This is a genomic window from Mycobacterium sp., from assembly GCF_035314905.1.
Lineage (GTDB): Bacteria > Actinomycetota > Actinomycetes > Mycobacteriales > Mycobacteriaceae > Mycobacterium.
In genome coordinates this window covers 1-6,268 of the sequence record NZ_DATFYW010000042.1, presented here as the reverse complement: position 1 = coordinate 6,268, position 6,268 = coordinate 1, and the positions used below count along the sequence as shown (strand labels likewise).

The window sequence follows — 6,268 nt, the reverse complement described above, 5'->3', positions numbered from 1 at the left end:
CGAACGCGGCATCGCGATCAACGCGATCGCACCGGGTGGCACCGCCACCGACATGGCCGCCGAAGTCGGCGCCCTCTACACCCCGCCCGCACTGCGCGACGTCCCCGCCGATGCGGTCATCGCATCGATGAACGCCATCGGCCGGCTGGCCGAACCCGACGAAATCGCCGCAGTCGCCGCGTTCCTGCTGTCCCCGGACGCCTCCTACCTCGCCGGCGCCACCATCGACGCGTCCGGGGGGTGGATGTAGCGCATCGGTGGTGGGGGGGTCTGGTCATCGGCGTCCGTCGTGGTCGATGTCGCCCCCTGAACGGTGCACATCGCTGCGGTCCGCCTGATCACTGCCCGCCCAGGTGCAGGTGCGGAAACAGGCGGCGCCACCGCGGCCCGTTGAAGGGCCAGCCGGGGCCGGGGTCTTCGGTGGGGATGTTCTCGGTCGAGGCCGTTTCGGTGACGGTCGGCGGCGCCGGTGCGGGGCTGTCGCCCGGCGGCGGGGATGCGGGGCTGTCGGTTGGCGACGGCGTTGGCGTGGTCGTGGGGGCGAAGGACGTCGTGGGGGTCAGCGACATGGTGGGCGCGGGCACGACACCCGGCGGGCGGGTCGAATCGTTCGCCACGGTGACCACCGCGAAGACGATCGCGGCAAGAAGGAAAATGCCCAGGCCACCCGCAACCACGGCGGCGGGTGAGCGCTGATACCAGGCTGCCGGGACGTGCGGACCCAGGTCGACGGGGTCGGTGTCCTCGACGCCACGCGTCGCGAGCTGCGGCATGGCGCTCGATGCTATGCCGCGAAGCTGATCGCCGCCTGAACGCCGGTGAACGTTGAAGTGCAGGTCCCCCGTGGCAACGGCCGGTGCGGTCACGGCATACGGTGAGGAAACGCAGACGGATCGTGGAGTGGCTGATTAACGATGCGAAGACGAGTGGCGTTGATCGCCGCCGGCGTGATCACCGCCCTCGCCCTCAGCGCATGCTCCACCGGCGAACGGGTCGACCTGGGCGGTGAGTCCGCCGGGAACCTGGTCGCGGCCATCGCCGGTGAGCCCGACCAGCTCGACCCGCAGAAGACCAGCGCCTACTTCTCGTTCGAAGTCCTCGAAAACGTCTACGACACGCTCGTCGAGCCCGACGAGAACCTTCAGATGCGGCCGGCGCTCGCCGAATCGTGGGAGGTGAGCCCCGACCAGCTCACCTGGACGTTCCACCTGCGCAGGGGCGTCACATTCCACGACGGCAGCCCGTTCACCGCCGAGGACGTCGTGTACTCCTACCGGCGCATCATCGACCAACAGCTCTCGAACGCATACCGGTTCAGCGCGGTCACCGGCGTGACCGCCCCCGACCCGTCGACCGTCGAGATCACCGTCAAGCAACCCACACCGAACCTGCTGGTCAACATCGGCGGGTTCAAGGGAATGGCAATCGTGCAGCGCAAGAACGTCGAAAGCGGCGCCATCGCGACGCACCCGATCGGCACCGGGCCGTTCGCGTTCAAGAGCGCAAAGAGCGGCGATTCGATCACGCTGACCGCGAACAAAAACTACTGGGGCGGTCCACCGGCGGTCTCCGGCGTGATCTTTCGCTTCGTCCCCGAGGCGTCCACCGCGCTCTCGGCGCTGCAGGCGGGCGAAATCGACTGGACGGACTCCATCCCCAGGCAGCGCGTCGAGGAACTCCGGGGCGACGACTCACTGACGTTGGGCATTACGCCGGGCAACGACTACTGGTATCTGACGCTCAACGAAGCCCGTAAGCCGTTCGACGACGCACGGGTGCGCAGGGCGATCGCATACGGCATCGACCGGGACGCGATCGTGCAGGCCACGAGCTACGGCACCGCCACCGCCAATCAGCTCGCGATCCCGAAGGGCAGCCCCTGGTACACCGACTACCACCGCTACACCCGAGACATCGAGAAGGCGAAAACCCTGCTCGGCCAGGCCGGGGTCAACGACCTCACCCTCGACATGATGGCGACAAGCGAGTATCCGGAGACCGTCACCGCGGCCCAGATCATCGCCGACAACCTCGCGCCGCTCGGCATCACCGTCAAGATCCGCACGGTCGACTTCGCCACCTGGCTCGACGACGAGAACAGGGGAAACTTCGACATGTTGATGATGGGCTGGCTCGGCAACATCGACCCGGACGATTTCTACTACGCGCAGCAGCACACGGGCGGGAAAAGCAATGCGCAGAAGTATTCCAATCCGACCGTCGACGCCCTGCTCGACGCGGGGCGCACCGAGACCAATCCCGACACGCGAAAAGCCGACTACGCCAAGGCGGCGACGATCATCGCCGACGACGCCAGCTACATCTATCTGTACAACCCGTCGGTGATCGCGGCCTGGAGCAAGAAGCTGTCCGGATATGCACCGCGTCGCGACAAGGCGATCCGGTTCTCGTCCGCGAGGCTGAGCTGACCGTGAGATCCGTGGTCACCGGCCCGATCGTGCGATTCCTCGCGCGCCGACTGCTCTATTCGGTCGCCGTGCTATTCGGCGTTCTGACAGTGGTTTTCGCTCTCGTGCATCTGGTGCCCGGTGACCCGGTGCGGATCGCTCTGGGTACCCGCTACACGCCCGAGGCCTACAACGCGCTACGGGCCGCCAGCGGGCTGGACCGTCCGATCGTCGAGCAGTATGTCGGCTATGTCGGCTCGGCGCTGCACGGCGACCTCGGCGTGAGCTTCCGCAACGGCGATCCCGTCACCGTCACACTGCTCGAGCGGCTGCCCGCGACCCTCTCCCTGGCCGCCGCCGGCATCGTCATCGCGTTGATGACCGCCGTTCCGGCCGGCATCTGGGCGGCGCTGCGCGAAGGCCGGATCAGCGACGCGATCGTGCGCGTCGCAAGCCAATTCGGCGTGTCGGTGCCCGATTTCTGGATGGGCATCCTGCTGATCGGGCTGTTCGCCACGACGCTGGGCTGGCTGCCGACATCGGGCTACCAACCGCTCGCCGGCGATCCGGCCGGGTGGTTGCGGCACGTCATCCTGCCCGGGTTCACCGTCGGCATCGTCGCGGGCGCGATCATGACGCGTTACATCCGATCCGCGGTGCTCGACGTCGCCTCGATGGAGTACGTGCGCACCGCACGGTCAAAGGGTCTCCCGCCGCGGGTGGTGACGTTCCGGCACATCCTGCGCAACGCGCTGATCCCGGTGCTGACCATCACCGGGATCCAGCTGGCGACGATCCTCGGCGGCGTCATCGTCGTCGAGGTGGTGTTCGCATGGCCGGGCATCGGCCGGCTCACCTACACCGCGGTGGCGGCGCGCGACTACCCGCTGATCCAGGGCGCGGTGCTGCTCATCGCCGCGCTATTCCTGCTCATCAACCTGATCGTGGACGTGCTCTACGCCGTCGTCGACCCGCGGATCCGGCTCTCATGACCGGCCCGCCGGTCGAGCAGGGCACCCGGGTGCCGTGGTGGCGGCTGCTGCTGGGCAATCCCGTCACGGCGCTGGCCACGGCCGTGCTGCTCGTCATCGCCGTCGTCGCGGTGGCCGCCGAATGGATTGCGCCGTACGGGATCAACAAGGTCGATGTGTCCGATGCGCTGCACCCGCCAGGCGGCGCGCACTGGTTCGGCACCGACGAGCTCGGCCGCGACGTCTTCTCCCGCGTGCTGGTGGCCACCCACGCCTCGATGCAGGTGGCGGTCGCCAGCGTGGCGTTCGCTTTCGTGGCCGGCGTGACGGTCGGGGTGGTCTCGGGTTACCGGGGCGGCTGGCTGGACACGGTGCTGATGCGCCTGGTCGACGTGATGTTCGCGTTCCCGGTGCTGCTGCTCGCCCTGGCCATCGTGGCGATCCTGGCGCCGGGCACGAGCACCACCATCCTGGCGATCGGCATCGTGTACACGCCGATCTTCGCGCGGGTGGCGCGGGCAAGCACGCTCGGTGTCCGGGTCGAGCCGTACGTCGCGGTGTCGCGCGCGATGGGCACCGGGGACCTCTACATACTCGGCCGCCATGTGCTGCCGAACATCGCCGGCCCGGTCATCGTGCAGACCTCGCTGTCGCTGGCGTTCGCCATCCTCTCCGAGGCGGCGCTGTCGTTTCTCGGGCTCGGAATCCAGCCACCCCAACCCTCCTGGGGGCGAATGCTGTTCGATGCGCAGGGATTCGTGCACCGGGCCTGGTGGATGAGTGTGCTCCCCGGGGCGGCCATCTTCGTCACGGTGCTGGCCTTCAACCTGCTGGGCGACGGGCTGCGCGACGTGCTGGATCCCAAGCAGCGCACCATGATCGAGGCCAGGAGGAAGCGGTGAACGAGCCGGTTCTGAGCACCCGTGGGCTGCGGGTGCGCATCGGCCGGCGCGAGATCGTGCAGGGTGTCTCGCTCGATGTGCGCCGTGAGCAGACCCTGGGGATCGTCGGGGAGTCGGGATCGGGCAAGTCGATGACCGTGCTCGCCGCAACGGGGCTGCTGGACGCGCCGGGCTCGGTGGTGACGGGAACGAGTGTGCTTGCCGGTGGCGATGATTCGGCCGCCACACAGCTCGTCGGGGCATCCGACCGGCTGCTGCGGCGCGTTCACGGCGGCCGGATCGGCTTCGTGTTCCAGGACCCGGGGACATCGCTGAACCCGCTGCTGACCCTCGAGCGGCAGATCACCGAGTCACTCGAGGCGCACCGCGGCCTGACGCGGCGGCAGGCGCGCACCCGTGCGCTCGAGCTGTTGGCGGCGGTGGGCCTGCCCGACCCGGAGGCCCGCCTGGGCAGCTATCCGCATCAGCTGTCGGGAGGTCAGCGCCAGCGCGTGATGATCGCGATCGCGCTGGCCTGCGACCCCGAGCTGCTGATCGCCGACGAGCCGACCACGTCGCTGGACGTCACGACGCAGGCGCAGATCATCGATCTGGTTCGCGACCTGCAGCGGGATTTCGGCACCGCCGTGGTGTGGGTCAGCCACGACCTCGGCGTGATCGGCGAGGTGGCCGACGACGTGACGGTGCTGCAGGACGGCGAGGCGGTGGAGCAGGCTCCGATACTCGAGGTGTTCGACCGGGCGCAGCACCCCTACACCCGCCAACTCCTGCAGGCGCGGCCGCTGCTCGGCCGCGGAGGCCCCCCGCCGCTCGCCGAGGATGCCCCGGAGCTGTTGCGCGTCGAGGGCCTGGATGTGCGGTTCGGTGTGACGACCCCGGTCGGCAGGTCGGTCGTGCATGCGGTGAAGGACCTTTCGCTGGTGATCCGCCGCGGCGGCACCCTGGGGCTGGTGGGCGAGTCGGGATCGGGCAAGTCCACCGTGGCGGGTGCGCTCACCGGATTGGTGAAGCCACACGCGGGTTCGGCGTCGCTGGACGGGGCGGATGTCTTCGGTGTGCGCGGCGCCGCGGCGAAGGCGTTGCGCAGGCGGATCAGCATCGTGCTGCAGGACCCGTTCACGTCGCTCGACCCGCGTACCCGCGTGGGGACGGCGATCGGTGAGCCACTGTCGGTGCACCGGCTGGCCAACGGCGGCCGCGCGCGGCGGGCCCGGGTGGCCGAACTGCTCGACCTAGTCGGGCTGCCGACGGCGTTCGCGTCGCGCTACCCGCATGAACTGTCGGGAGGTCAGCGGCAGCGGGTGAGCATCGCGCGGGCGCTGGCGGTCGAGCCGGAGCTGCTCATCCTCGACGAATCGACTGCCTCACTTGATGTTTCGGTGCAGGCCCGAGTGCTGGACCTGCTCGGAGAACTGCAGTGCGATCTCGGCCTGACCTACCTTTTCATCGCCCACGATCTTGCGGTCGTGCAGCAGGTGAGCCACGACGTGCTCGTGATGCGGGCGGGCGAAGCGGTGGAATACCGGCCCGCGGCAGAGCTGTTCGCCAAACCCCGGCAGGAGTACACCCGCATGCTGCTGGCGGCGGTGCCGCCCGCGCGACCGCGCGCGGCCGAGGCTCAGTAGTCCGATCCGGCGGCCAGGAACGGCGGTGAAGGGGCGGGTCAGCGGGGCAGTGCCGGAGCGGACCGGATCGCGGCCGCGTCGAGCACCAACGCGGTCACGTCGTCGTGGCAGCCCGCATCGGCCGCGGTGCCGACCGGGTGATCCGCGGCCTCACGCGGATCGGCGGCGGCCCGCAGGATTTGCTCAATGCCCACGTCGTCAAGTTCGCGTGTCAGCCCGTCCGAGCACACCAGGATGCGGTCGCCCGGGCGCATCGGCAGCAGCCAGATGTCGGGCGGATGGTCGATCCCCGCGAGCACCGCCCCGGTGAGAACGTTGCCGATCGGAACGGACCGCCCTCGGCGGCGGTGACCGCGCCGGCG

General features: G+C 69.2%; 7 protein-coding genes. 5 read left to right on the top strand and 2 right to left on the bottom strand.

The window, feature by feature from the left end; all coding sequences use genetic code 11:
* Positions 1-250, top strand: a 250-nt coding sequence (locus VKG81_RS03445; protein ID WP_324389731.1) for an SDR family oxidoreductase, incomplete at its 5' end; no start/stop codon positions are given.
* A gap of 88 nt (positions 251-338) precedes the next feature.
* Here VKG81_RS03445 and VKG81_RS03440 read toward each other — a convergent pair.
* Positions 339-773, bottom strand: coding sequence for a hypothetical protein (locus tag VKG81_RS03440; protein ID WP_324389730.1), 435 nt, complete (start codon positions 771-773; stop codon positions 339-341).
* Positions 774-914: 141 nt separating this feature from the next.
* Between VKG81_RS03440 and VKG81_RS03435 the strand changes: the two genes are divergently transcribed.
* From VKG81_RS03435 to VKG81_RS03420, 4 genes are read left to right on the top strand one after another with little or no spacing between them, the layout of a single operon-like run.
* Positions 915-2,429: an ABC transporter substrate-binding protein gene (locus tag VKG81_RS03435; RefSeq protein WP_324389727.1), complete on the top strand. Its 1,515-nt coding sequence runs from the start codon at positions 915-917 to the stop codon at positions 2,427-2,429.
* 11 nt (positions 2,430-2,440) lie between these two features.
* Entirely contained in the window at positions 2,441-3,400 is a 960-nt protein-coding gene (locus VKG81_RS03430; protein WP_414685130.1) for an ABC transporter permease, read from the top strand.
* Positions 3,397-4,281: an ABC transporter permease gene (locus tag VKG81_RS03425; RefSeq protein WP_324389723.1), complete on the top strand. Its 885-nt coding sequence runs from the start codon at positions 3,397-3,399 to the stop codon at positions 4,279-4,281. Before VKG81_RS03430 ends, VKG81_RS03425 begins: the two co-directional genes overlap by 4 nt.
* A complete protein-coding gene (locus VKG81_RS03420; protein ID WP_324389721.1) occupies positions 4,278-5,906 on the top strand; it encodes an ABC transporter ATP-binding protein in 1,629 nt (542 codons plus the stop codon). Before VKG81_RS03425 ends, VKG81_RS03420 begins: the two co-directional genes overlap by 4 nt.
* Before the next feature lie 38 nt (positions 5,907-5,944).
* On the opposite strand, the gene VKG81_RS03415 is transcribed toward VKG81_RS03420, so the two are convergent.
* Positions 5,945-6,268 (bottom strand): PP2C family protein-serine/threonine phosphatase (locus tag VKG81_RS03415; protein WP_324389719.1); only part of this gene is annotated, 324 nt, incomplete at its 5' end.

Bases quoted from the DNA above. Each gene is read 5' to 3' on its own strand.
- VKG81_RS03440 (WP_324389730.1), bottom strand. From the start codon at position 773: ATGCCGCAGCTCGCGACGCGTGGCGTCGAGGACACCGACCCCGTCGAC.
- VKG81_RS03435 (WP_324389727.1), top strand. From the start codon at position 915: ATGCGAAGACGAGTGGCGTTGATCGCCGCCGGCGTGATCACCGCCCTC.
- VKG81_RS03425 (WP_324389723.1), top strand. From the start codon at position 3,397: ATGACCGGCCCGCCGGTCGAGCAGGGCACCCGGGTGCCGTGGTGGCGG.